Origin of the sequence: Arthrobacter sp. CJ23, from assembly GCF_024741795.1 — a bacterium.
Lineage (GTDB): Bacteria > Actinomycetota > Actinomycetes > Actinomycetales > Micrococcaceae > Arthrobacter.
The window spans coordinates 4,156,177-4,180,580 of the sequence record NZ_CP102950.1; the positions used below are offsets into that span (position 1 = coordinate 4,156,177).

The following is a 24,404-nucleotide window of genomic DNA, read 5'->3' on the forward strand; positions in this document are numbered from 1 at the left end:
CTCAGAGCCGCTCAAGCTTCCCGTCGTTCGGGACCTTGTGGTACGTCGTCACGTTGGTTGTTGTCTGGCTCTCGGTGCTGAGCTTGACCTCGCCGGCTTTGAAGTCGGCCCCTGCCTCGTTCTTGGCCGTCAGCACGCTATTCACCTGGACCGTGGCCGAACCGGCGTCGTAGAGCTTGGCTGCATCGTCCGCGGCGGCGGAGTGGTTCTGCATCGCCACGTTTTGCAGATAGCTGTCAATCAGCGCCTTGTTTTCCGGCGTGTACGCAATGTCGACCTTCACGGTGCCCTGCGTTCCGGCCGTGATACTGGATTCAACGTTGGCCGTCTTGAGGTCCACACCTTCCTTGAAGCCCTGGGCCACGGTCCCCTCCATGGACAGCGCCACGGAGCTGATGCGGTTGTCCTTGTCCAGCTTCACTTCCAGGGCACCTTTTCCGGACGCCTCGAACGTTTGACCGTCCAAGTCCAGGGACGCCGCGGCGGTGGCCTCCCCGGTGCCCGTCGAGGTTCCGTCGCCCAGGTTCTTCTCGTAGCTCAGCGACAGCGAGGCGTTGGCCGAGGAGCCGGCGCCTGCAGCCTCAACATCCAGGGACAGTGAACCCTTGACCTTGTCCTGCTGGCCCGTGGATCCATTGTCATCGGCGGCTTCGTTGATGGTGTCCAGCACGTAGTCCGGCGTATTCGAGGCGGCGTCCTTGACCTCGCCGATGCTGTCCGGCGGCAGGTCCTTGTACATCTGGTCACGCGCGGCCCGGGCTTCTTCGACGCTGTCAAAGGAGTACTCGCGTGATGCTTCGCCCTCGAGCGTGACTCCGGCCGTTCCTGAGGTGTCGTTGACTCCCAGCCCAAGGTTTCCGTAGACCTTCATGGTGGCCGTGCCGTCGGCATTTTCGACGACTTCGGCACCGACTTCAGCGCCGCCATGGAGCCAGGCTGCCCGCCAGTCAAGAGTCGCCTTGTCGGTCTGCTTGGAGACCGGAATATCGGACGTGGCCAGCTCCTGGAGGTGTTTCCGGGCCTGGTCCTGGGCGGAGTCCGGAATACCGCCGTCCATCTTCATGAGCTGCAACGCAAGGGGCCCGCCCTCGCCTTCGCCCTCGATGAGGTACTTCCTGTCTTCGGCCGACAGGCCGGCCCACCAATTGGCCTGCTCCTCGGGGCTGGCATTGGCCATCGCCTCCAGGCCCGCTTCGAGCCCATTGCGGTGTTTCTCGGCGGCGGCGGCCTCGCGGGCCCGCTCCTGGAGCCAGTCCAGGCCGCTCCCGATCTTCCCCGTAAGTTTGTCCAGCACGGAGGGGCGGCTGCCGCCGGTGCTCGCGGACGACGCGTTCTCCTGCTCCTCGGCATGCCGCAGCAGGACCCGGGAGTTCTCCCGCAGGCTGGCCACCACCCGCTCGATGCCGGGGTGGTGGCGGCTGGTCCAGTCCTGCCGGAAGTTCTCGCCGTCGTTGCCCTTCCAGGGAGCCGCCATGATCTGCCCCTGCAAGGAAGAGGCATTGTTGCTGAGGAGGGTGGCGGCCTTGTCCGCGGCCTTGGCCAGCGCGCGCAGCTGGTTTACATCAGCGCCGTAGAAGGTCATCCGTCCCCCGGGGAAGTTGTTCGGTCAGTGGCGTATCGCCGGTCCATATCCTTGCACGGCGGTCCGCCCGCTGCCATGGGCATCAGTCCCCATGGGGCTACTGCAGGGTCGCCGTCAGCCGCGCCACGTTGTCCACGTACTTGGCGATCATGGGCCGGTGCAGCCAGTCCTCCAGCGTCAGTTCCCGTGACACCTCCCGGTAGCCGGATTCCACGGAGCGCATCAGGTCAACGGTCTCCGCGCCGAGCAGCATCACCGAGACCTCCATGTTCAGCGAGAACGAGCGCATGTCCATGTTGCTGGAGCCAAGCACGGCCACCTGGTCGTCGATGGTGAAGTGCTTCGCGTGCAGCACGGACGGCGCCCGGTAGAGGTAGATGCGCACGCCGGCCTCGAGCAGTGCCTCGTAGTAGGAGCGTTGGGCGTGGTGCACCAGGAACTGGTCGCCCTTCTCCGAGACGAACAGTTCCACGTCAACGCCGCGCTGCGCCGCCGTCGTGATCGCATAGAGAAGGGAATCGTCGGGCACAAAGTAGGGACTGCAGACGGAGATCCGGTGCTGCGCCGAGTAGATGAGGGTATTGAAGAGCCTCAGGTTGTTTTCCGTGACGAATCCCGGGCCGCTGGGGACCACTTGGGCGGTCACGCGCCCCGGCGCGGGGCTGGCGGGCAGGCGCAGCTGGTATTCGAGCGATTCGTCGGTTTCGCTCAGCCAGTCGGTCGCGAAGACCACGTTGAGGGTGGCCACGATCGGGCCCTCCATGCGGGCCATGAGCTCCACCCATTTGCGTCCCGCCCGGCGGTGCGCGGGGTTGTTGTAGGAGGGTTCGATCAGGTTCTGCGAGCCCGTGAAGGCCACCTGGCCGTCGATCACCAGGATCTTGCGGTGGTTGCGCAGATCCGGGCGGCGCCACTGGCCGTGGATCGGCAGCAGCGGCAGCATCCTCCGCCACTGGATGCGGCTGCCCTTGAGGCGCCGGACCAGCCGGCGGTAGCCCTTGATGCGCAGGGTGCCGATGTGGTCGAACAGGAGCCGGACGGCGACACCGCGGACGGCGGCGTTCTCCAGTTCGGTGAGGAGCTCGTCCGTGACGGAGTCGCTGCTCATGATGTAGAACTCGGCGTTGACGTACTCCTTGGCGCCGCGGACGGCCTCCGTCATGGCCTTGATGGATTCCTCGTAGCCGGGGATGAGTTCCACGGTGTTGCCGTCCACCATGGGCAGCGAGCCGAGCCGGCGGTTCAGTTCGCCGGCCGAGACCACCCATTCGGGGCCGTCGTAGTGGCTTGCGACGTCGGCCAGCGCCGAGGTGCCGGCCCGCACCCTTTGGTTGACTTCCTCCTGCTGTTCCCGGCGGCGGCGGGAGAGCCGGAAGTTGCCGAACAGCAGGAAGAGGATGAAACCCACCGAGGGGATCAGGAAGACGGCCAGCAGCCAGGCCATGGCCGTGGTGGGCCGGCGGTTCCCCGGAATGACGCCCAGCATCACGATGCGCAGGATGATTTCCCCGATGGCCCAGACGCCCAGCAGCCACGTCCATTCCAGTCCCAGCGGAAACGGAAAAAGCACTCGACAACCCCCATGGTCCAAGAACTTGATGGTCACAACAAACCGTGAGCCCCAGCCTAATCCCCAATGCCTCCCTAACCTCGCTTCGCTTCGGCCAGGGAACCCTGGCATCGTGGGCCCATGCGAGGGGCCCCGGCCGAGCGCAGCGAGGTTGGGGAGCAAGTTAGGCGCTAATCCCCAATGCCTCCCTAACCTCGCTTCGCTTCGGCCAGGGAACCCGGGCATCGTGGGCCCAGTCAATGCCGCGGACATGGGGCCGCACTAAGCTTGAGGCATGACCTCTCCTGCCCCCACGGTCCTCGTCTTCCTGGACCCCGCCTTCGAAAACGGCCGCATCGTCGATCCCAGCCAGCCGCAGCTCATGGCCACCGACCTCGGTGCGACACGCGGCGATGGCGTGTTCGAGTCGCTTCTGGCCGTCGAGGGCCGCGCCCGCAAGGTGCAGGCACACCTAAACCGCCTGGGCACGTCCGCCGAGGCGCTGGACCTGGTCATCCCCGCGCAGGACGCCTGGCGCCGGGCCATCGATACCGCCATCACGGAGTTCCGCAGCACCCACCCGGCTCCCACACCCGCCGAGGACGAGGTGGTCGTCAAGCTCCTGGTCACCCGCGGCGTGGAAGGCGCAGCAGGGAGCACCTGCTGGGTGCAGGCTTCGCCGTCGCCCGCGGGCAGCCGCCGTCAGCGCGAGACAGGCATCGACGTCGTGCTCCTGGACCGCGGTTTCGACACCGACGCCGGCGAGCGCGCCCCCTGGCTGCTCCTCGGCGCCAAGACGCTCTCCTACGCCGTCAACATGGCCGCACTGCGGTACGCCCACAAGCAGGGCGCGGACGACGCCATCTTCACCTCCACGGACGGCCGCGTCCTGGAGGGCCCCACGTCGACCGTGCTCTTGGCGCACCTTGAAACCGCCGACGACGGCACCGGGAGCAAGACCATCCGGCGCCTCATCACGCCTCAGCTGGACAGCGGCATCCTTCCGGGCACCTCGCAGGGCGCGCTGTTCGCCGCGGCCAAGGCCGCCGGCTGGGAGCTCGGCTACGGCCCGCTGGTCCCGCAGGACCTGTTCGACGCCGACGCCGTCTGGCTGATCTCGAGCATCCGCCTGATCGCCCCGGTCAACCACATCAACGGCCGGGAAATCGGCACCGTGGCCATGCGCAAGCAGCTCACAGCCGAACTCAACGAGCTGTTCGCCGGGATAGAGTAAAAGGCCGGATATTCGACATCTTGTCACGTCTTATCGACTTTATGTGATGGCAATTCTCGGATAGTGAAGTGATACTCGACTTGCAATTGCCGGCGCAATTCTGATTGCCGTATTTCGACGGCAGGATTCTATTGTGAACGCATTCCATCAGTGGTTCACTAATGCCAGTGATCCCTGCTGGGGCGGGTGAACTCCCTCTCTGTCCGGCGGGGCACCCTGTTTTCACTGTGCCGTGAAAACAGACAGGCTGATGGAGGGCATCATTGTGAGTGCAGTTTCTTCGTCCCAGAATTTCAATCACGGATTTCCCACACCCGGACCCCAGGATCCTTCATCGCAGAAGGTGATGGACCATGTGTTTTTCCTGAGCGAAGGGGAATGGAAAACCGTTCGCGAGGAAGAACAGTTCGACCATATCGTGATCGGCAGCGGGTTCTGCGGCTACGCCTTCGCCGAGCGGACCCTGACCGTCAACCCGCAAGCTCGGATCCTCATCATCGAGCGCGGCCCGTTCTTCCTGCCGCAGCATTTCCAGAACCTTCCCCTGCCGTACCGGGAGACGCTCGGCGGGCTATCGGAAACGTTCCCCTGGACCCTGGCCGCCGCCACCGCCACCCAGCCGGCCGGCAAGATCTCCTGGCAGCACGGCATGGTCCCGTTCTACGGCGGCCGCTCCATCATGTGGAGCGCCTGGTGCCCCCGACCGGAGGAAGACGAGATGCGGGGCTGGCCGCGCGCCGTCATGGACGCCGCCAAGGCACACTTCACCACGGCGGAGGACCTGCTCAACGTCATCCCGGCCGACCAGATCGACGCCGGGGTGTCCCCCGACGTCGTCGATCTCATCAACAACACCCGCCCGGTGTACGGGATCATGCAGAAGGCCCTCCAGGAACGGCTCGCGGCCGGCCTGCATGAGATCGACTCCGCCACCCGTTCCATGCCGGCACCGCTGGCCGCCGCCTCCGGCGCCAATTCGGGCATCGACTTCGCGAAGTTCTCGACGCCGGCGGTGCTGCTCGAGCTTTCGGACAGGCAGCAGGTCCTTGCCTCGCAGGGCAAAGGTTCGCCGCTGCGCGTTGTCACGGACTGCACCGTGAAGTCCGTGATCCAGCAGGACGGCCGGGCCACGGCCCTGGATACGAGCCGCGGTGTGGTGAACATCGGCGGGGCCAACCTGGTCCTGGCCATGGGCACGCTTCCCCCGGCCACACTGGTGCTCAATTCCTTCCCCCAGGTCCCGGGAGCCGGCGAACACTTCAGTGCCCACTTCATCACGTCGGTGGTGGCCCGGGTCCCGCGTAAGGACTACGACTTCAGCGAGGCCCTCGGCGAGCTGGAACTGGCGGCCATCTACATGGCAGGCAAGAGCCCGGCCGGCATGCAGTACCACGTGCAGCTCTCCGTCCTCTCGGACCGGAAACCGGCCGCAAATGCCCAGAAGTCCGAGCGCTACGCCCCCGACGTCGTCGCCACCGCGTCCATGGCACAGCTGCTGTCCTCGGAGGACTACCTGGTGTTTGTCTGTGCGGTGCTCGGCGAACTGGACGAATCGAATACGGAGAACCACCTGCGCCTCTCCGGCGGCGCGGACACCACCACCAATGTGACCCTGCAGGTGCTGGCCAACGCCACCGACGACGCCACCTGGGACACCATGGACGAAGGCACCTTCCAGATGCTGGAGCGCGTGCTTTCCCCGGGCGGAGCGGGCCAGGTGGAGTACTGGCACGGCGACCCGAACAACGGAAGCTGGGCCTCCGACCGTCCGGGGATCCCCGAACGCCGCGTCCCGGGCCTGGTCCATGAAAGCTCGAGCCTGCCCATCGGCGAAGAAGAAGACGCCGTAGTCGGGATCGACTACCGGCTCAACGGCGTCGGGAACGTCTTTGTCTCCGGGGGCTCCCTCTGGCCCACCGGCGGCTCCTGGAACCCCACCATGACCATGGTGGCCCTGGCCCAGGACCTTGCCGAAAAGCTGGAGGCCGACGGCGGCAAGGGAGTCGCGCCGTGACCGCCGCCGCGGCGCTGGATCCGGCCGTCCTGCCGACGGTGCCGCCGATGACCGTGGCCGACGTGCTGGACAAACAGGACGGCGTCTACTGGGTGGTGAAGGACGCGAATTCCGTGTTCCCGTGGGTCAACCAGAACTTCGCCGACCTGGTGGGCATGAGCAAGGCGGAGCTGGTCGGCCACCAGGACTCGCGCGCGGAACACGTGGCGCACGACAAGGAAGTCATGGCCAGCGGAAAGCCGCTGCTCAACTTCCACGAAACCATCGAGGTGCCCCTCAAGGACGGCGGCATGGTGAACGTGGACATCGTGACGCAAAAAGGTCTCCTGCGGTCCCTGGACACCGGCGCGATCATCGGGATCACCGTGTGCTTCTCGCTGGCGGATCCTCCCAGTGAGTGACATCGGGGCAAGCGCAGGCGACGCGGACCCGGGCGAGCTGGACGCAAAGGACTGGATCAAGCGGCTGGACATGTCGCCGTCGGGGGTTGGCGGCTGGTTCGCCCCGGCGATGGTGAGCGATGAGAACATAGCCGGTTCGGCGCTGCCTCCGCGGTTCGGCGGCGGCGACCATTCGCTCTACAGCTCCAACTGGTACCTGCTCGAAGCCGGTGAGGTGCTGCAGCTGCACACGCTGAAGCAGGACGAGCTGTGGTTCTTCCATCTGGGCACGCCCATCCGGCTTCACGTCTTCTCGCAGGAGGACGGGTACTCGGAAACGGGGTTCGGCCCGGACCCGGAGGCCGGCCAGATCCTGCACGGGGCTGCGCCGCATTCCACCTGGTTCGGCGCCGAACTGGCAGGACCCGGGTTCGCGCTGGTCAGTTGCAGCCTCTCGCCGGGCTATGAGTCGGCGGATTCGGCGAAGCCGACGGAGGAGGAGATCGGGGCGCTCGTGAGCGAGTTCCCCGGGCAGGCGGAGCTGATCCGGCGGCTGGCGGGCGGGTAGCCGACCGCTCAGTAAGGGCCTGCGGGGCGCGCCGTGGTCTCAGCCGGCGCGCTCCGCCGGTTGGTTTCCGTGACGGAGCTCCTCTAACTCACGACGACGGGACGATCGTCAGCGGCTGCGTCGGCCTGGCACAGGAGGCCCGGTCAAAGTCACCACTGTGAGCCGCCCGGTTATTCCTGCCCGTGTCGTCGCACCAGTCAAGGCGGCTCTTGGTGGTTTGTGGGGAATGGGATTCCCGGGTGAGTGTCATGCCGCCGTCCGGACGGCACTTCTCAAGAGAATAACCGATTTGTAGTTTGCCGGGGTGTTGTTGGCTTCGCCTTCGCCTGTCGTGGCGCCGGTTACGATCAGGACTTCGAGCTCTGTCCACCAGCGGCAGACGGTGCGGTAGAGCCTGTTTGTCTCCGGTCGGGCGGCCGCGTCGACCAGCTCCTCCAACTCGGCCTTCGCGGTCGCGGCGTCCTCCAGGGAGCCGCCTCGAAACGTAGGCGCCCATTCGCTGAGGGGAAGGGCGCGCTCGAGGCCCGGCGTCGCCTTGTGAATGGCGATGCCTGGCCGATGATTCGCAGCGGGTTCATCGCTAGAGGTGAGGTCGGAAGGCATTCTCGATCCAAAGCATGCTCGGTCTCTCGACCAGAGCGATGACCCACTCGGCCTTGTCGCGGTCGATGGGTGGGCGCTTGATGGCGATCGTGAGCTCGTGTTCGCCTGAGGGCATGTCGAAGTCATGGAACTGGCCGACGGGTGCCATATGCGGCGCGGGAAACTGGAATTGGCTTCCTTGCGCGCCGTAGAGAAAGGCTCCATCGAGCCACACCCGGTAATGCTCGGTGGAGTTGAACATGAACCGCACGGCTTTCCGGCCGCGCGAGTCGACGTTCAGCCGGAGCAGAAGAATTCGATCCTCGAAGTCCGTGCGCAGCAGCTGACTGCATGTCCCCAAAAGGGCAGAAGATACGAACGGCTTCGTGACCGGCGGTATAATGCCATCGATGGGCGGGAGCTCTGTCTGATCACGGACAGTCCACTTTCCCTGCGTCGTGTTCGTCCACCCGATCTGCACGGGAATCGTGTGGTTAGCGGGATCGAAGGGTGAGCTCTCCGCGGTGGGAGGCGTGCCGGGGAGTCGCGCAGCAAGGTCGATCACCAGGTCGGTGAAACCATCGATCGTCGGTGGCGGCGTAATTCCCGTGATCTCATCGTTCAGAACGAGATCACGTCCGATCGGCTCGAGCCATTTCGAGTCGATCGAGTCCGGGTCGAGGATGCCCAAGAGCGCACCGAGGGATGCGGTGGAGCTGTCCGTGTCCTCACCGCAGTTGTTCGTGATGCAGATTCGCTCGCTGAAGTCCTTACCAGCCAGCCACCCAAGTATGACGAAGCCGGTGTTCGGTCGCACATCCGTGAAATCAGAACGGCCGTATGTGGACATGATGAGCGCCCGCACCTCTTGCCATCCAAGACCGGATCGCACCCAATTCCGAGTGTCATTCACGACCGCAACGATGGCGGAATCTGCAGGGATCCCGGCCAGTGCGCCATCGATAAGACGGTTGATGTCGTCGTCGACGAATGCCAGCGCCTGCAGTCGCGCAAGGAACACCGCGGCGTAGATCCCATCGCCCGCGTGGTCGAAACAGGCGTCTTCATATGCATATGCGCCGGCGAGGTCGGGATCTCCTGGCGCGAGGCACGCCCACAGTTCACTCCTGATCGCAGCGCCCTCTCCGCACGTGAACCAATTGTCGAATGAACCCGTATAGGGCGGTTCGAGTCCTTCGGCGAGGTTTCGCATTCCCACGCCGTACTCATTCCAGGGGAAGGCAACGTGATCGGCCCACGCCTGTGCGATGACGTGACGATCTACCGCTGGCTCAGACATCCCGTCGATCACGCAGGCATAGAGCACCTGAAGGTCGAGGTCGTCGTTCGGCACCATCTCGGCTGGCACTGGAAAGTAGAAGCTCTCATCGAGAGGTCCTTCAAGTCCTTCGAAAGTCTGGCCCAGCGTCCCCCCTACGGCCTTACCCAACCAGCAACCGAGAATCTTCTCCCGTGACATTTTTTCCTTCCGTTTTGATTGAGCTTTGAGAGCTCGCTTCGTCCTGCACTTGCGTCTCAGCTCGTCAATACGAATCCGAAGGTCGTTGTATTACCTGCTTCGTCGTAGACGACGAGAGTATTGTTACCGGCGACTGCCCCGAACGTCCCGGGTTTGACGTAGTTCACGTCGGACCATGCATTGTTCGTCAGGTCCTTAACCACCCCGTTGATCGTGACTTTGTCGATCCGGCCGAGATCATGAAGCTTGAAGCTCACCCGCGAATACGTGCCGTCGCTGCCAACCGTGTAGGACGAACCTTCCTTGACAGTCACGATTGGTGCTGTCGTGTCGATTGTGACGTTGAAGGTGGCGTGTTGAGAGGAATTTCCCGCAACATCTTCCGCGCTGTAGGAAATTGAGTAGCTACCGTCAGTGAGATCAAGGAGGGCTGAATGTGATGCGCTCATTGCACCGTTCGCTGGCGAAGCCGTGCTTTCGATGAGCGTCGCCCCCTGATAGATGTCGGCAACGATCCTGCCGAGTCCGAGGTTGTCGGTCGCTTCCACAAGCACCGACAATGACTGGAACGGACCGCTGATGGTGGGAGACACCAGCGTTGCCTGGGGAATGGTGGTGTCTGTGATCGGCGGCACCGTGACGGCGATCGCTCGACCTTGCTCAACCACACCGGCTGAATCCACCGATCGGTAGCCGAGGATGTAGGAGCCGGATTCAGTGAGGGGCAGTCCGCCCGTCGGTACTGGCGCCCAGTCCTGAGATTCACCGACGATCCGGTACTCGGTGCGGTCAATCGATTTGCCTGGCGCCGCGGTAGCGGTGAACTGCAAGAGAGTCGGGTCGGGCAACGGGGCAGTCGTCACGGCTACTTCGGTGCGTGGCGGCTCGACGACCACAGCTGGGCCCAGGTCGATGAGTTCGACGTCCGTCACCCCGAATTTTGCGGCAGCGTTCGCCCAGAACCGGATGCTGAGCCGGGCGGTGTTTGATGCTGCTACGAACTCCACTGCACTATCAACGAACGCTCCAGAGGTGGGGCCGACCTGTGCCGCGATGTCGCTCGCGGAGAAAGTGTAGGCGCTGGTTACGCCGTAGTGCCAGAAACGGACTTGGCCCTGATCCACGCGGAGGCGCGCCTTGAGTGCGTAGCGATTGCCCGGGGTAACGGAGATCCACTCCTGGTCGACCCCCTTCTGGTTGCTGGTGGAGACTGTCACTTCCTGTATGGATGAACCGTTGGATTGGGTGAGTGAAGTCTGAGCGTTGGGACCGCGACTCCAACCGTCTGCCAGGCCATCGCCGTCGGCGTCCATTGCGAAGTCACCGTTGTTGACGAGGTTGGTAGGCGGGCGTGGGGTGTCCAGCGGTTCGACGAACTGGTTGCGGGCGAAGTGTGACTTCAGCGTCAGCTCCCGATCGGTGGGTTGAGTCGCGATGGCTGCGGCACTGTTAGCGTCGCTGGTCATCGTGTCGGTGTAGTCGAGCTGCCAACCGTGCCAATCGCGGAACGAGTGATAAGTCCAGCTCCAACCGAACTCTTCGAACAGTTCGACCGAATCTCGGATGTACTGAGATGCGCCAGGAGCCCATCGCACGGCGCTGAACTCGCCTACATAGATTGGAACGTCGTACTTTTCTTGGATATCGACGACGGGCTGCATAAGCTCCCGTAGCGTCTCTTTGTTCCAAGTCACGCCATTGTTCGTTCCCGGATATACCATCTTGTCCGGCCAATCCTCGGTTACCGGGCTGCCGTTGTGATAGCCGATCCCTTGATGCGTGTAAGCGTGGAGCTCGTACCAGTGAAAGCTGTAGATGACGTTGTCATCATCGAGGAGCGGGAACTCGCCCTGATACAGCACGGGATACCCAGGGCCGGCGTCGATCCATTCGTTCTCTTTGAATCCCCGCGGAAGCGCCCCGGGGCTTGGCTCAAAGATGATTGGAGTCGCCTGATCGGTCACTCGAATGGCGTCAGTGATTTCCTGCGCCCAGCCCGGCCAGTCCGCTGCTCCCAAGGGCAGTTCGGCGGAGTTGTAGGCCTCGTTGAACAGATCGTAGCCCCAGATGTACTCGCGGTACGGTGCGAGTCTCTGGACGATCTCCTCCCAGCTCGCCACGAGTGCAACGAGAGAGTTTTCATCAGCCCAGAATGTGGGTGAGTTCTTGTTTGCCGGAATCGGCACAGAGTGAAGGTCGATGATCGACATCATGCCCTTGCGTGCTGCCTCGTCAAGTCCCTGCACCGTGAGATCAAGTGACTTGTCCCATGCCTGCTCGAGCGAAACGCTGTGCTGCTGTGCGTATTGCTGCGGGTGGATCTGAAGCCTGACTGCGTTTGCGCCATAGTCGTTCCGCACGGTGTCCGCGTTCTGCGGAGTCAGGCGATCACCGAAAGTGTTGAACCCTCGAATGATCTCGGGCCGATCGATGTGGGGCGCGTCGGTTGTTGCATCGACGGCGGAGGCCGCCTCGGGTGGATAGGTGAGGAGCAGCGAAGCTGCCGCCACAAGAGTGAGCACGGATTTGGATCTCGCCGACCACTTCATCGCTTGGTTCTCCTTGATCAAACTCCGCAGCGCCGTCGTAATCGACGGCGCTCTTGATGATTTCCCTAGAGCGAAGAACACATCGCACGCCTTTGTGTGTTCAGTGACCTGCTCATTCCGCCTCGAGCCAATCTCGAGCGCTTGCGGTCTGAGCAGACGCTACGAAGCCACGACATGCACTGTCAACGAGAGGGGACCACAACCGTGTGTTTAGTGCCACCGGCGCAACTCGCCGCCGGCTGTACCGACTAGTGGTCGGTAGCGGCACGAATCGAGTCCTGATTTTGGTGACAAATGCGCAACTTTGTTGTACAGCTTGCACTGGATCGCATAAGGTCAGGCACATGGCAAGCAATGACGCCGGCACGCTCTGCGCGAGCGACACACCGCACGGTACTTCTCATCCTCACGTCCCTGGTGGATCTTTGAGCGAGATTCTGGGTGATGACTTTGAGTGATGACACGCGTTACAGAGCGCTCGCCCGAGGCATCAGGATCCTGGAGGCTGTCGCCGGGACCCGTGGTGGCTCGACTGTCACGGAGCTGGCTGAACTGACCGGCACGGACAAGAGTTCAGTGTCGCGGCTCGTTACCGCGCTGGTGGATCTCGGTATGCTCGCTCGCCTCGAAAGTCGCCGGATCGTCCTGACTGGGCGCGTACTGAACCTCGCACAGGGTTTCCAGAAGCAGTACACCCTCGGGGAGATAGCCCGTCCCTTCCTCGACGAACTGTGCCACTCCGTTGACGAAACGGTCATCCTCACCATCCGCCAGGGCGACTACTCTGTGAGCGTCGAACAAGTCGACCCCGAACATCCGTTCCGCATGGTTCCCCATGTCGGGAATGTCGCTCCGCTCCATGCGACCGCTGCAGGTCGCGCGATCCTCTTTGCGTTACCCGTCGGTGAACAGCATCGCATTCTCAACGACTTGCGAGGCGCGCCGGTCGAGCATCCAGAGGTGCACCTCAATGGGGAGAGCTGGGCACGGGAAATGGAACTCGCCCGATCTCGTGGTTACGTGTGGATGCCGCGAACAGATGATGTCGAACGGGTGGCTGCCGTCGCGCAGGGTCGAAATGGACTCCCTCTGGCGGCAGTTGCAGTTTATGGGCCGAAGTACCGCATGAACGGCCGCGTACCAGAGATCGGGCGTCTCGCACGTGCGACGGCCACCAAGTTGTCGCGCGCGGCATACGGCGTCCGCAAATAGTCACCTCCGCCGATGCACCCAAGCCGCGAAGCCGCGGCAGCCGTCAACTTTGGTCCGAGATCGGAGGAAGGGTCTGAGCGAGCACCTGAAGAATGTGCACGTACGTCTCGCCTGTCGCACGCGTCATCCCGATCTCGCAGGTGCGATTGAGCGACGCGTACGCCGCAGTGGCTTGCGCCGCAACATTGTTCGCCGCTGGCTTCGTCGCAACCGCGGTGAGCTCGGGGTGAAGCATCCCACGGTCCCCGGCAAAAGCGCAGCATCCCCAATCTTCCGGGACGGTCACCGAGTGGGCTGCGGCTTCCGCAACCCGCTGTAGAGCTCCATTGATGCCCAGCTGTGTGGAGGAACACGTCGGATGGATGGTCAGTGATGTCAGCTGTTCGAGACGTGGGAGCCGAGCAAGAACGTGTTCGTCTATAAAAGCGACTGCGTCGACGACACGGAACACACCTTCGGCGGCAACGTCAAGGAGCACTGCGAGCCCCTCACTACAAGAACTCGCATCACAAACGACAGGGAGGTCGCCGCCGCGAGTGGCGCGCAGAAGAGACTCACGCACCCGCGCCTTCATCGCGTCATAGCCGTCGGTAAATCCCTTCGACTTCCATGGTGTGCCGCAACACAGGGACGGAATGTCCTGAGGCGTTGATACACCTATACCGGCTTGTTCACACAGACGAAGGAATGACTCAGCGACGCCTTCACTGGTTGCCCCGGCGAACATCGTTTGTGTGCAACTCGAGAAGTACACAGCTGCGGGATCATCACTTGCGATGACCCTCCGCTGCTGACCGCCCGCCGGGAGATCCTCTGTGTATAGCGGTACGACGTCGTCGCCGATGATGCTGCGTCCCAGCCTCGTTGCCATTGCAGGTAGCGCAGTCGGAATCGCGTTGCCGATGGAAAGCGCCAACGATCCGGCACGGCTAGCCGCATCCCAATGCCCTGCTGCAGTTTTCCACATCGCCTGGCTCACGGGGCCAACAGATTCCGATCGGAGACGGCGCACGAGGTCACCTGTGTTTATGAGAACCGGGCAGGCAGTTTGGCACATGCCGTCGACGGCGCAGGTCTGGATTCCGTCGTACTCGTACTCGTTCTCAATGGTGCGAGCAAGCTCGACGTCGCCGACGTTCCGTGCGCGTTCCAACTCGCGGCGCAGCACGATCCGTTCGCGCGGGGTGCGGGTGAGATCACGACTCGGGCAGACGGGCTCGCAATAGCCGCATTCAACGCATCGGTCGACCTCTTCCTCTACCGGCGGCGCCGTCTTTAGGTGTCGCGTGTGAGAATCCGGATCGTGCGAGAGGAGGACTCCGGGGTTGAGCAGCAGATCGGGGTCAACAAGGCGCTTCAGCTCCCACATGACATCGAACAGTTCGTCGCCATATTGACGTCGAACATACGGCGCCATAGCCCGACCGGTTCCATGCTCCGCCTTGAGGGTCCCTCCCTGGGAAAGCACCAGTTGGACCATGTCCTCCGTGAACGCTTCATAACGAGCGAGCATCTCAGGACGGTCGAATCGCTCATTGAGGAGGAAGTGGATGTTGCCGTCTTTGGCATGCCCGAAGATCACGCAACCTTCGTAGCCATGCCGGTCGAAGAGGCGTTGCAGCTCTGCACATGTTTCAGCAAGACGCTCGACTGGAACCGCGATGTCTTCCAGCAACGCCGTTGTGCCGGGCGGTCTAGCGCCCGCGACAGCGGCATACAGACCTTTGCGTATATGCCACAGCCGTGCCCGGCGGTCCGAATCAGTACGTAGCGCCGCGTGCTGCGAAAGTGGGAGTCTGGCAAGGAGGGCCGGCGCTTCGGTTAGCCGGCGAGCGAGGTTGTCTTCCGTCTCTTCCTGGTACTCGACGAGCAGCGCCGCATGATCAACGATATTCAGTTCCCGGAGCTCCTCGGGTGCTTCAGGATCTCGCTGGCCCACGCGCAAACTTGCCGCGTCCATCAGTTCGATCGTCGCGAGCCCGGCGTCCACGAGAGCGGGAAGGGCCGTCGTCGCGTCGGCAAGGTTCGGGAAAACGAGCAGCTCCGTCGCGACGTACTTCATCGTCGGGACGGTACGGAATGTCGCTTCGGCGACGAACGCGAGCGTGCCTTCGCTCCCAACCATGAGCTGCTGCAGTATCTCGATCGGTCGATCGAAATCGAGGAATGAGTTGAGTCCGTACCCCATGGTGTTCTTGAGTGCGTGGAGCTTCCGCAATCTTCGCACAGATTCTTCGTTGCCCCGCACCCGTTCGCGCAGGCGGTGGAGCCCGTGGTAAAGGCCGGGTTCCGCCTCCCGTAGACGCAAATCGGCCCCCTCTACGCCGGTATCGACCACGGTGCCAGATGGTAGAACCACTACGACGGAGTCGAGGGTGCAGTAGCTGTTCGCGTGCACCCCGCAAGACATCCCACTGGAGTTGTTGGCGACGACTCCGCCCACGGTGCAAGCGATTTCGCTCGCGGGGTCCGGGCCGAGCTTGCGCCCATTCGACGCGAGTCGGTTGTTGACCGCACGAACCGTCGCGCCCGGCCCAACGCGTACACGAGCACCGGAGTCCAGCACAGTGATCGTCCGGAAGTGCCTCCGCGTATCCACGAGCACGCCATCGGTGCCAGCCTGCCCGCTCAAGCTCGTGCCGCCCGACCTGAACGTCAATGGGATCGCCGTGCGACGGCATATCGCCATCACGTTGGCGACCTCATCGAGGCTCTTCGGGCGAACAACAGCAAGCGGTGTCAAGAGGTAGTGCGATGCATCGTGTGCTGCTGCGAGTCGATCCGAGACTCGATGGGCGACGTCAACTGGAGACTGCGAAAACTGCGCGAGAAGTCTCGTGTTGACGTCAGCCAGGGTAGATGCGACTAGCCGATCCATGAAGCTCCCTCTCGTACGTTCGAACGGCGCCAAGTCGGCGAATCCGTCAAGCCCGTGCGGCCTTGCTGCTCCCCACTGAAGCGGTGGCCAAAGAATGTGCGGCACGCACCGTCAGCGTGATCTCATTGGGCTCTAGCAAAACGCCGGCGCCCGTTGTCAGAACGTCAGTGCGACTTGAGTTCCAGTGGAGGTCGAGGATCTTGTCCCCGTGGCCGTATTGCACGTGAATGAGCGGTGAGTCCCACGCTTGATCAGGCGCGTGGAATACGCCGCTCTCGAAGAATGCGGCGTGCTCTGATCGCAGGGCCGTGAGTCGCGCCAGCTCGGTGCCGTAGTGAGGCAATTCGGAGAGGAGCCCGCGGGCCCGGTGGATGGCAACGTCGAATACGAGGTTGAACACGAACGCGTAGGAAAGCTGTCGCTCCCAGTCATCCCGCTCGTCATGGATGCCGCGGTTGCTGATGATCGCTTCCGGGAAGGACTCGCGGAACAGGTGCGGGAACGCGTCATCCTCGGCACGGAATGCGAACCCGCACCCGTGATGGTAGTCCAAGTACTGGATGAAGCAGTCAGCGACCCCCTCCGACCCGATCAGCTCGACACCCTCGACTGCTGCCATCGATTCGAGCGTCTGGATTCGGAACTTCGCTTCGATGTCGGTCTTCGCGCCGTGTTCGTGAGTCTGGTCGAAGCATGGCCAAGCGACTCGATGGAATCCGATCTGGTCGAAGAAGAGCGAGTCAGTACCCAGCGTCACCTCCGAGGCGGCAACATCGGCCATCGTCTCCCGCCACCCGGCAGCCCCGTGGCAGCCCTGCGTGAAGTCAGGGCCGGTGAAGCTCCGCAGTCGCTTGGAACGATCAGCGAAGTAGTACCCGTCGGTGTACTCGTGGCCGGCCATATCCTTCTTCGCCTCGAACTTGCCACGCTCCGCGAAGTAGTCCGACCGACGATCGATGAGGTTGCCGTTTGCATAGAGCGTGACGAGACCTCCGCGCGAGTGGATCTCGGCGATGGCTGCCTCAAGCTCTTCGCGGCCGCCGAGGAGGGGGTCGGGCTCGTAGGTGGGGTACCCGCGGTCGAAACCACCGGCCCACCAGCCGAAGACGAGCAGGGCGGAGATACCCGACTGAAGGCCAGACTCGTATATATCGACCAGATCGCTGTAACGGTAGAGAATTTCACCGTGCTGGTGTTTCAGGATCACTCGTTGCCATCCGGCACGACCACGGATGCCGTCCCCTGGGCGTGGCCCCGCGTACCACTCGTCCGCCCAGCGACGGTACCGCGCCGCGCCGGTGCGCCAGTCGCCCCGCTCAGCGCGCACCACGATCGGAGGTACGTCAAATCGGCTCGTGCTGGCTGCAAGCGGGAGTGCGGTCGTGCTGAGCGTCAAGTAGTCGTCGTCGCCTGGGTGCCGGGTACCGACGGAGAAGAGTGCCCCTCTGAATTCGCTGTCGTGACGACCGAGGTAGAGGAAGTGATCACCCGTCTCGAGCCCCTGCCAGGCCATGCTGAACTCACCCGGGTACTCGAAGTCGAACGATGCTTCCTTGTGGTCGGCGGCCATGTATTCCGTACTGCGCGGTATGCGCATTGCCCAGGGATTCGGTGTTCGACGCCCCAATCCGTCGGGTCGGTATAGAACATCGCTTTGCCGGTCCGTGCCGGCGCCATGCTCGAGCGCAAGCAGGGGCAAGGTGAGCTCGCCGACGACTAGACCATCCGCGTTGCCGACAGCGCCGTGCGCGGTGAAGACCAATTCGCCGTCACGCGATGCGATGTTCACCGTCATGGCCACAGGGGCCCGGGTGCCGTCTTCCGCGATCACGCTGGTGTACTTCAGTTCTATGCCGGTGTCTGTGACTCGGACATCGGGCGTTTGTTCAGACGCTCGCACAGGTAAGTCCCGGCGATCTCCCCACTGGAGCGACATCGTCCATAGATCGCTATGTACCGGGGAACGCAAGTTGGTGTCTCGGAGAGTCCAGCTCGCAGATCGGCCGGCATCGCTCAGTGACAAGTGCAGAGGGCCAGCTGTGATTTCAGCATCGTTGCTCATTTTTTGTGCCTTCCTTCGCTGTTGTTCCCCATCAGAGTCGCTCCAAGCGCTCAGCGCAACTACGTTGCACCTACTGAGAGAACGCGAGTCGCCATGCCGCTTTTATGGCGATTCCCACGTCGCGGCGCACTTCCTCAGGGGAGGTGTTGAACGCGTTCGGTCGACAAGTCATGGGCTCGATGGCGACCGCATGGACACCGAGTGAAGGGGCAGGCCGATAGACCTGAACCCAGGGCAGCGCGGCGTCGACGTAGAGATTCACCGATCCCCCAGCAGGGTCTGTGATCGATACCGCCGCACGCATTTCGTCGATGCGATCGATTCGAAACGCACGACTGAACGGATCCGCGCCGACCCGCCTCGGCTGCAGGAAGTCGAACTTCGAAGCCGCAGTGTTGACCATTCGGAGCGGGAGTTTCGTCCCCTCGTCGATCTCGAGGTGTTGTGAAGCGTGGATGGTCAGGAGCCACTCTTCGACTGGGGAATCTCCCGGACGCACATACGGGTGGAATCCGCACGCGAACGGTGCGGCAACCTCGCCGACGTTCTCGGCAACGATGGAGCAGGTGAGGCCTTCGTGTCCGACGGTATAACGAATACCGAGGTGGATATCGAAGTCGAAGCCGAGGTCTCGCCCGATGTGGCACTCAAGACTGACCGATTCGCGACCATGGTGACGCAGGGACCAACGATGTGCGGCCACGAATCCGTGGATGGCGTGGCCGAACTCCAGTTCATTGATGGGCGCGTGGTGTGTTCGACCTTGCCACCGATAGGTACCGTTCGCGAGCCTGTTCGGCCATGGGGACAAGACTGCACCTGCATATGGGGCCTCGGCGTCCAACAGTGATCGCCCGGAGTACGTCAATGTCCGGAGCGTAGCGCCTTCCGTAGCCACGGTCGCTTCGTAGGCGCCCCCCCGAATCGTGAAGGAACTCACGGATGTTTCGTCGTTCCGGCTAGCGTTTTGTTGGTCCTGATCACTGAACCCGTTCCTTCTCCCTCACCTCTGTCTCGTATCGCATCCCTGACGGTGGAGCTGGTGCGAGAGGTCCGGCCGCTGTGATCGCCTCGGCGATATCCGCCCTCATTGTGAAGGAATCGAACGCTGGACTGTACCCAAGCTTGCGACGCGCTTTCGAGATGTCAAGCCGAGAGTATCGGTTCGCACTTGCCGCGTTGAAGATCTCGAAGGTGAGGTCCTCCTCGTCGATGACTAGAGTCATAAGCTGGAAGAGATCATCGGGCGCACAGTATTCCTCAAGAAGCCAGCCGGACTCGGAATCCGTGACCACCTCGGGCTGCTGGAACGCGCCGATCCGCAATGCGACGAACGACATTCCTTCCGCTTGCGCGGCGTATCGGCCGAGCGCCTCGCCGAAGATTTTGCCGACACCGTAGAGATCGCCCGGACTCACAGGGTCATCCTCTCGGATCTGGCGGCCGTGCTCGTAGCCCGACACCGCATGGACCGAGGATGCGAACACCACACGTCGGCATCCCTGCGCGATCGCCGCGGCCACGACGTTGTATGTGCCACGAATATTGGTGTCCAAGACGTCTTGCCATGGTGTCGATGCCTTGCGGAACGCCGCAAGGTGAACGATGGTGTCTTGCCCATCGAATGCCCTTCGCAGTGCGTCCAAATCTCCCAAGTCGGCCTCAGTGACACGTTCCTCCAGCAATTGCTGTTTTGAGAATCGCCCGGGAAGGTCGAGCAGGGTGATGTCGTATCTTTCGCGGGCATGCGCCGCGAAACCGGAGCCGATGTCTCCTGCCCCACCGGTGATGAGGATAGGTCGGCGAGCTGATGGCGTGGTCATGGCCTCTGAAGGCTCCCATCTGGCCTGCGGACGCGGCCGTAGTGCCAGTTCGCGGTTGCGTGAACTGGTGGGTTGCGCGAAGCGGCGCGCAGATCGATCTCGATTCCGAGACCGGGTGCTGTTGACGGCTGAACGACTCCTCCTGCTGACATCAGCGTTCCCGGGAACACGTCAAGTGCAGCGGGAGAGAACTCGTGGTGCTCATGTATTCCGAACGACGGCGAGACGATATCGAGGGCGATGTTGGCAGCGTGTCCGACTGGAGAGACGTCCCTAGGTCCATGCCAGGCCGTGCGCACCCCCACGAGTTCGGCCAAGGCCGACAGCCGCAGCGCAGGGGTGAGACCGCCGATCGCCGAAACATGACAACGAATGAAATCGATGAGTCGCTCGGTCAGCAGCGGAACGTACTCGTTGACGCTCGTGAAGAGTTCCCCGATCGCAAGCGGAACATTCGTCCGCAGACGCGCATGCTTGAGCCATCCGAGGTCTTCGGGCGCGAATGCGTCCTCGACGAAGTAGAGCCCGACATCCTGAAGATTGTTGAGAAGGGTGATTGCGTCGGCGGGGTCGAGCCGCTCATGGACGTCATGGAGCATCTCGACGTGCGACGGCACTGCCTGTCGCACGAACGAAAGCGCGTCCGGGATGAACCGGAGGTATTCCCGAGGATTCCATGTCGATTCATCGGAGACTCGGGCCGTTCCGTACGTGACAGATCCAGGAACAGCGACTTGGCAGCGAACGTACCGATAGCCTTCGTCGATTCGCCGGTGAACCTCGTCCACGAGACGCTCGGGTGAAGATCCGTTCGCGTGCACGTAGACCGGGACGGCGGAACGGACTCGTCCGCCGAGCAACTGCCAGGTGGGCGCTCCGAGACGCTTGCCGGCGATGTCCCACAGGGCCTGGTCGATGCCAGAGATCGCACTGTTGAGGACAGGTCCTCCGCGCCAATACGAGTCCAGGCGCAATGCGGCGCCGATGTCGGTGACGTCTCCAACGTCGCGACCCACGACGAGTGGTGCCAAGTACGAATCGACGACCTCCTTTACAGCGAAGGCGCGCTGGTGGAACGTTGCGCAGCCCAAGCCGTAGAGGCCGTCAACATTCGTGCGAATCATCACAACGACGAGGTTCACGCCCTCTGGGGCAGTGATGATGCACTCAACGTGAGAGATGCGAACCCCCGTGTCGCCTGCCCAGGGAACCGGCAGCATGGAAACGTCCGGTCGGTACTCCTTGGTTCCTGTTGAGATCACACCGTCTCCCTGTTGGTTGGCCGCATCTTGCCCTATGTCCATTCGAGAAGCCACGTCGTTCATTTGCCCATCCCCGCCGTTAGGCCACGGATGAAGTACTTCGTGGCGAACACGAACACCAGCAGCAGCGGGACGGTCGAGATGACCAGCGCCGCGAAGAGGGGAGCCCAGTTCGTGGAGTATTCGCCGAAGAACCGGGTCAGACCCACCGGCAGGGTGTACTTCTCCTCAGACCGCAGAAGCACCAGCGGGAAGAGGAACTCGTTCCAGACGGGCACGAACCTGAAGATGACCACGGTGGCAATCGCCGGCGCGACAAGCGGCATCATTACGCTGAAAAACGTCCTGAGCCTGCCGGCGCCATCGATCTCCGCGGCCTCCTCAAGTTCGACCGGCAGCTGCCGGAAGAACGCGCTGAGCACGAAGATCGAGAAGGGGATCCCGCCAGCGGCGTAGAGGAGGATCAATGCGATCCGGGAGTCAAGCAGTCCGAGCCCGTCGATCAGCTGGAAGACCGGGAGCACAGTCAACAGCACTGGAATCATAAGCCCGGCGATAAAGAGTGCTTCGATCGCGGCCGCTCCTCGGAACTTCCACCGTGACAGGGCGTACGCGGCCGGCAGCGAGACCAAGGATGTCAGGAACACTGAGCCGAGCGTGACGATGACGGAGTTCAGGAAGAACGTGCTGAACGACACGTCGGTCCATGCAGTGACGTAGGCCTCCAGATGGGGCGGCCATGGCAGTCCGAGCGGTTTCGTATACAGATCCGCCGTCGTCCTGAACGAGTTCAGTACCATCATGCCCAGCGGTAGCAGGGCGATCAGCGCGTAACCCCAGACGAAGACGTTGACAAAAATGCTCGATCTACGTTCGGTGGACTTGTCGGTCACGCGAGCCTCTTCCCGTGCTGGCCCAGCAATGCTCGATCTGCGTTTGGTGGATGTGTCGGTCACGCCAGCCTCTTCTCGTATTGGCGCAGCAAGCGGGTTGCGACAAGGGATGTCACGAGGATCGTCACAAACAACACAGTCGCCAGGGCAGATGACATGCCTATCGCGTTAGGGGATCCCGAGCGGAATGAGGTTCGGTAGAACAGCAGACCAACGACGTCGGTTCCGCCTGCCGGTGAACCCGTGGAACCACCCAGCGCATACGCCAGCCCGAAGATCTCCATCGAATGGATGAACGACAGGATCGTGACCGTACCAATGGCGGGTGTCAGGAGCGGAAGCGTCACGTACCAGAATCGTTGCCAGGGAGACGCGCCGTCGACCATCGCGGCCTGCTCGACATCTTGAGGCAGCCCCGCGAGCGCGGCAGAGTAGAGGAGGACCGGGAAACCCAGCCATGCCCAAGCCGCAACGGCGGTCAAAGTGACCATCGCCAAGTTCGGATCCCCGAGCCATGGAAGCGCCAGCCAACCGAGACCGACGGACTTCAGAAAGGCATTGACCGGACCGAACGCCGGTGAAAGCAGGAGCGACCAGAGGTATCCAACGACGAGTGCGCTGACCAAATAGGGAATGGCGACGATCGTTTGCAGTGCACGTCGCGACCGACGTCGCTTCTGAATGTTCATCGCAAGTGCAAGGCCGACGGTGTTCTGAACGATGAAGATACCGACAAAGATGAGCAAGTTGTGACTCAGCGCCCGGGGGAGCTCTTCCCGGAACGGCAGCTCCGTGAAGAGGGTAACAAAGTTGTCAACGCCCGCGAACAGGCCCCGGCTCGTGCCACGCCACTCGAAGAGCGAGAAGCCGAGAGCGCTGATCAGGGGGCCGACGACGAAGAAGAGGAACAGGGTGAGCGCCGGGCCGACGAAGGCGGCGATCGACAAATACTTGCCGGTCGCTGCCCGCATCGAACTACGGCGTCCTAGCTGGACGGGGTGAACCATGCCGCCAGCCCATCCTGAATCTTCTTCGCGGCCTGTTCGCCGTCCTCGGAACCCAGCCAGAGTGCTTGGATGTTCTTGCCGACGAGGTCAGAGCCCCAAGGCTGGCCGTAACGGAAGTCCGTCAGCATCAAGTAGGGCGCCGGGTTTGCCGCATAGTTGTCCAGCATCTCCTTCAACAGCGGATCGGAGATTTCCACGCCGGGGACGGGGTTCAACTGCACGAGTTCGTCCGCGACGAGTTGACCGAACTCCACCGTTGTCATCCATGACAGCAGGCGCTTCGCCTCATCGGGATGCTCCGTACGGCTCGAGATTCCGTAGCCGCCATCGACGAATCCCGGAGTGAGGGCTGCCGACGATGCCCAGCCCTTCCCTACGGGGGCGGGGAACACGCCGAGCTTGAGGTCGGGATTCTGGTGGCCGAAGAGTCCCGCAGCGGCGGTAAGGCTCGGGTACATTGCTGCCTGGCCTGAGAGGAACAGCGCCTGCGAGTCAGCCGTCGAGATACCAGCGACATTGTCCGGAAGGTACGGCTGGAGCTCCTGCATCAACTCGAGCGAGGCGACATAGTCCGGGTCCGTGAAGTCCGTCGTTCCGGCCAGCACTTCGGAAGCGAACTCGGAGCCGCCGTATCGGGAACTGGAGAAGACTTCAGTACCGACCGGGACGCCCACCTGGGTGTCGGCCCCGCCGATGGAGATGGGTATGATGCCAGCCTCCTTCAACTCCTTGGAGATCTTGATCAGGTCAGCCCACGACTTTGGCTCCTCCAGGTGGTTCTCCTCGAAGATCTCGGCGTTGTAGTAGACCTGCATTGTCTGAACTGACAGCGGAACGCCATACACTTCGCCATCTGAACGAGCCGTCAACCCGGCCACTACGTCCTCGGCAAGAGCATCAAGCCCATCGACCTTTCCGCTGATGGGCATGAGATTGCCGCCGTCCACGACCGCCTGCAGGCCACCGTACGACTTCAGCTGAACGACGTCCGGTCCTTCGCTACCCGTAAGGCCAGTTGCGAGGACTTGGTTATATTCCGACGCGACATATGTCCGGAAGTCGATTTCAATGTCAGGGTTCGTAGCTTCGAAAGCATGCCAGATCGTCGCGTACTGCTTCTCGAATTCCGGGCTCCAGGACCAAACGGTCAGTGTCGTCTTCTCTCCGGACCCGCTGGATGGGCCATCGTTCCCGCCTGCGGTGCAGCCTGCTGTTGCCAGCAGCCCCGCTACCGCAAGCACAGTTGCACCTACGCGTCGTCTCTTCCGCACTGTGATCACCGTTGACCTCCACTTGGGGGTTATCGCCAGACATTGTTGCTGGCGATGT

The 24,404-nt window shown here is 62.6% G+C and carries 18 protein-coding genes; 5 read left to right on the forward strand and 13 right to left on the reverse strand.

Going from position 1 to position 24,404, the window contains the following annotated elements:
- Window position 1: 1 nt before the first annotated feature.
- Both NVV90_RS18765 and cls read right to left on the reverse strand, forming a co-directional pair.
- A complete protein-coding gene (locus NVV90_RS18765; protein WP_258438748.1) occupies window positions 2-1,582 on the reverse strand; it encodes a hypothetical protein in 1,581 nt (526 codons plus the stop codon).
- Between the two features lie 97 nt (window positions 1,583-1,679).
- Window positions 1,680-3,152 (reverse strand): cardiolipin synthase, encoded by a 1,473-nt coding sequence (cls, locus tag NVV90_RS18770; protein ID WP_258438749.1) that lies wholly within the window; start codon window positions 3,150-3,152, stop codon window positions 1,680-1,682.
- Window positions 3,153-3,426: 274 nt separating this feature from the next.
- Here cls and NVV90_RS18775 point away from each other — a divergent pair, with 274 nt between their 5' ends.
- The 4 genes from NVV90_RS18775 to NVV90_RS18790 all read left to right on the forward strand — a co-directional run bounded on the left by NVV90_RS18775 (window position 3,427) and on the right by NVV90_RS18790 (window position 7,327).
- Window positions 3,427-4,365 (forward strand): aminodeoxychorismate lyase, encoded by a 939-nt coding sequence (locus NVV90_RS18775; RefSeq protein WP_258438750.1) that lies wholly within the window; start codon window positions 3,427-3,429, stop codon window positions 4,363-4,365.
- Between the two features lie 346 nt (window positions 4,366-4,711).
- On the forward strand, window positions 4,712-6,379 hold the full coding sequence (locus NVV90_RS18780) for a GMC oxidoreductase (protein ID WP_258438751.1): 1,668 nt from the start codon (window positions 4,712-4,714) through the stop codon (window positions 6,377-6,379).
- Window positions 6,376-6,780: a PAS domain-containing protein gene (locus NVV90_RS18785; RefSeq protein WP_258438752.1), complete on the forward strand. Its 405-nt coding sequence runs from the start codon at window positions 6,376-6,378 to the stop codon at window positions 6,778-6,780. Before NVV90_RS18780 ends, NVV90_RS18785 begins: the two co-directional genes overlap by 4 nt.
- Window positions 6,773-7,327: a cupin domain-containing protein gene (locus NVV90_RS18790; protein ID WP_258438753.1), complete on the forward strand. Its 555-nt coding sequence runs from the start codon at window positions 6,773-6,775 to the stop codon at window positions 7,325-7,327. Before NVV90_RS18785 ends, NVV90_RS18790 begins: the two co-directional genes overlap by 8 nt.
- 246 nt (window positions 7,328-7,573) lie before the next feature.
- On the opposite strand, the gene NVV90_RS18795 is transcribed toward NVV90_RS18790, so the two are convergent.
- From NVV90_RS18795 to NVV90_RS18805, 3 genes are read right to left on the reverse strand one after another with little or no spacing between them, the layout of a single operon-like run.
- Window positions 7,574-7,930, reverse strand: a complete 357-nt coding sequence (locus NVV90_RS18795; RefSeq protein ID WP_258438754.1) for a hypothetical protein — start codon at window positions 7,928-7,930, stop codon at window positions 7,574-7,576.
- Window positions 7,908-9,389, reverse strand: coding sequence for an ADP-ribosylglycohydrolase family protein (locus NVV90_RS18800; RefSeq protein WP_258438755.1), 1,482 nt, complete (start codon window positions 9,387-9,389; stop codon window positions 7,908-7,910). The genes NVV90_RS18795 and NVV90_RS18800 overlap by 23 nt, the downstream gene beginning before the upstream one ends.
- A gap of 56 nt (window positions 9,390-9,445) precedes the next feature.
- A complete protein-coding gene (locus NVV90_RS18805; protein WP_258438756.1) occupies window positions 9,446-12,019 on the reverse strand; it encodes a cellulase family glycosylhydrolase in 2,574 nt (857 codons plus the stop codon).
- A 363-nt stretch (window positions 12,020-12,382) separates the two neighbouring features.
- Here NVV90_RS18805 and NVV90_RS18810 point away from each other — a divergent pair, with 363 nt between their 5' ends.
- The gene (locus NVV90_RS18810; protein WP_258438757.1) at window positions 12,383-13,150 is read left to right on the forward strand and encodes an IclR family transcriptional regulator; all 768 of its coding nucleotides are present in this window, start codon (window positions 12,383-12,385) and stop codon (window positions 13,148-13,150) included.
- A 43-nt stretch (window positions 13,151-13,193) separates the two neighbouring features.
- Here the strand turns inward: NVV90_RS18810 and NVV90_RS18815 are convergent, their stop codons facing one another.
- The 8 genes from NVV90_RS18815 to NVV90_RS18850 form a co-directional block, all read right to left on the reverse strand.
- Window positions 13,194-16,028 carry an FAD-binding and (Fe-S)-binding domain-containing protein gene (locus tag NVV90_RS18815; protein WP_396125322.1) on the reverse strand — a complete coding sequence of 945 codons (2,835 nt, stop codon included), beginning with the start codon at window positions 16,026-16,028 and terminating at the stop codon, window positions 13,194-13,196.
- A gap of 46 nt (window positions 16,029-16,074) precedes the next feature.
- Window positions 16,075-17,859, reverse strand: a complete 1,785-nt coding sequence (locus NVV90_RS18820; protein ID WP_258438759.1) for a DUF6259 domain-containing protein — start codon at window positions 17,857-17,859, stop codon at window positions 16,075-16,077.
- Between the two features lie 301 nt (window positions 17,860-18,160).
- The gene (locus tag NVV90_RS18825; RefSeq protein ID WP_309304075.1) at window positions 18,161-19,030 is read right to left on the reverse strand and encodes a hypothetical protein; all 870 of its coding nucleotides are present in this window, start codon (window positions 19,028-19,030) and stop codon (window positions 18,161-18,163) included.
- Between the two features lie 40 nt (window positions 19,031-19,070).
- Complete coding sequence (locus tag NVV90_RS18830; protein WP_258438760.1) at window positions 19,071-19,913, reverse strand: NAD(P)-dependent oxidoreductase; 843 nt, start codon at window positions 19,911-19,913, stop codon at window positions 19,071-19,073.
- On the reverse strand, window positions 19,910-21,238 hold the full coding sequence (locus NVV90_RS18835; RefSeq protein WP_258438761.1) for an enolase C-terminal domain-like protein: 1,329 nt from the start codon (window positions 21,236-21,238) through the stop codon (window positions 19,910-19,912). The genes NVV90_RS18830 and NVV90_RS18835 overlap by 4 nt, the downstream gene beginning before the upstream one ends.
- The gene (locus NVV90_RS18840; protein ID WP_258438762.1) at window positions 21,235-22,131 is read right to left on the reverse strand and encodes a carbohydrate ABC transporter permease; all 897 of its coding nucleotides are present in this window, start codon (window positions 22,129-22,131) and stop codon (window positions 21,235-21,237) included. Before NVV90_RS18840 ends, NVV90_RS18835 begins: the two co-directional genes overlap by 4 nt.
- Entirely contained in the window at window positions 22,128-23,039 is a 912-nt protein-coding gene (locus tag NVV90_RS18845; RefSeq protein WP_258438763.1) for a carbohydrate ABC transporter permease, read from the reverse strand. The genes NVV90_RS18840 and NVV90_RS18845 overlap by 4 nt, the downstream gene beginning before the upstream one ends.
- Before the next feature lie 14 nt (window positions 23,040-23,053).
- A complete protein-coding gene (locus NVV90_RS18850) occupies window positions 23,054-24,316 on the reverse strand; it encodes an ABC transporter substrate-binding protein (RefSeq protein ID WP_258438764.1) in 1,263 nt (420 codons plus the stop codon).
- Window positions 24,317-24,404: the final 88 nt, after the last annotated feature.

Bases quoted from the DNA above. Each gene is read 5' to 3' on its own strand.
- NVV90_RS18765 (WP_258438748.1), bottom strand. From the start codon at position 1,582: ATGACCTTCTACGGCGCTGATGTAAACCAGCTGCGCGCGCTGGCCAAG.
- NVV90_RS18775 (WP_258438750.1), top strand. From the start codon at position 3,427: ATGACCTCTCCTGCCCCCACGGTCCTCGTCTTCCTGGACCCCGCCTTC.
- NVV90_RS18780 (WP_258438751.1), top strand. From the start codon at position 4,712: ATGGACCATGTGTTTTTCCTGAGCGAAGGGGAATGGAAAACCGTTCGC.
- NVV90_RS18795 (WP_258438754.1), bottom strand. From the start codon at position 7,930: ATGCCTTCCGACCTCACCTCTAGCGATGAACCCGCTGCGAATCATCGG.
- NVV90_RS18800 (WP_258438755.1), bottom strand. From the start codon at position 9,389: ATGTCACGGGAGAAGATTCTCGGTTGCTGGTTGGGTAAGGCCGTAGGG.
- NVV90_RS18810 (WP_258438757.1), top strand. From the start codon at position 12,383: ATGACTTTGAGTGATGACACGCGTTACAGAGCGCTCGCCCGAGGCATC.
- NVV90_RS18815 (WP_396125322.1), bottom strand. From the start codon at position 16,028: ATGGATCGGCTAGTCGCATCTACCCTGGCTGACGTCAACACGAGACTT.
- NVV90_RS18830 (WP_258438760.1), bottom strand. From the start codon at position 19,913: ATGACCACGCCATCAGCTCGCCGACCTATCCTCATCACCGGTGGGGCA.
- NVV90_RS18835 (WP_258438761.1), bottom strand. From the start codon at position 21,238: ATGAACGACGTGGCTTCTCGAATGGACATAGGGCAAGATGCGGCCAAC.
- NVV90_RS18845 (WP_258438763.1), bottom strand. From the start codon at position 23,039: ATGCGGGCAGCGACCGGCAAGTATTTGTCGATCGCCGCCTTCGTCGGC.